We start from the raw sequence: 1,171 nt of genomic DNA, 5'->3' as shown, positions 1-1,171 counted from the left end.
GGAAATACCCCCAAATTTAAAACACTAAATAAGTAGAACTAAGCTGCCATATTAAATTTCTGAATCGGCGTAAAGCCACCATTACCCATATTGGGTCTTTCATTATTATAGTGATTGATCCAAGCTTCGGCTTGTTGTCTCACTTGATCTAAACTATCAAACAATTCTTGATTAAGCCAATCATAACGCACTGTTTTATTAAATCGTTCAACATAAGCATTTTGCTGGGGATTACCAGGCTCGATATATTCAATAACGATACCTTGCTTAGTTGCCCAATCCTTTAAATCATTACTGATGTATTCAGGGCCATTATCACACCTGATTTGATTAGGCTTACCACGGTACTCTATAAGCTGATTTAAACTACGTATCACTCTTTGAGCTGGCAACGAGAAGTCAACCTCAATGGCTAATGCTTCACGATTAAAGTCATCAATGACATTAAACAGTCTAATAGCACGACCATCGGTTAAAGCATCGTGCATAAAGTCCATGCTCCAGCTTTGATTGATGTTAGAAGGTACAGCAAGCTTTTGGGGTTTGTCTCGTTTAATACGCCGTTTAGGCTTTATTCTTAGGTTTAATTCAAGCTCACGGTAGATACGATAAACACGTTTATGGTTATAAGGCAGACCCAGTACATTTCTTAGATATAAGAAGCATAGTTTAAAGCCCCAGTTTTTATGACTACTTGTTAAATCAATCAACAGCTTAGCTATCTGCTCATTGTCATCCGCTGTCTTTGGCTGATAGTAATAGCAGGTTGTGCTGATGTTAAAGATCAGACAGGCTAAACGGATGCTAATGGCTCTGGCATTGATGTAATGCTGAGCAAGCTCTTTGCGCCTAGAGGGCGCTACCACTTTTTTGACATGGCGTCCTGTAAGATGTCTGATTTAAGCCGTTCCTCGGCGTACATCTTCTTCAGACGAGCGTTCTCAGCTTCTAATTCTTTAAGACGGGTAATTAATGAGGCATCCATGCCACCATATTTGGAGCGCCATTTGTAAAACGTGCTCTGGCTTATATTGTGTTCACGTAGTATGTCACTGACAGGTACGCCTTGTTCTGCTTGTTTGAGTATATTAACAATCTGAGTGTCGGTAAATCTTGATTTTTTCATGTCGAAATCTCCTGCTAGTATTTTAGCAGTTAGTTTCTACTTTTA

General features: G+C 39.3%; 1 protein-coding gene. It reads right to left on the bottom strand.

The features are described 5' to 3' along the window. Positions 1 to 38: 38 nt before the first annotated feature. Positions 39 to 1,126, bottom strand: a protein-coding gene (locus A1232T_RS00060; protein WP_167367008.1) for an IS3 family transposase whose coding sequence is annotated in 2 segments (ribosomal slippage) — positions 39 to 874 and positions 874 to 1,126 — 1,089 coding nt in all. Because the reading frame shifts where the segments join, the coding sequence is not laid out codon by codon here. Between the last annotated feature and the right edge of the window lie 45 nt (positions 1,127 to 1,171).

It is taken from the genome of Psychrobacter pasteurii (assembly GCF_900162815.1).
GTDB classification, from domain to species: Bacteria; Pseudomonadota; Gammaproteobacteria; order Pseudomonadales; family Moraxellaceae; genus Psychrobacter; species Psychrobacter pasteurii.
This window is presented reverse-complemented; position numbering and strand designations above follow the sequence as displayed.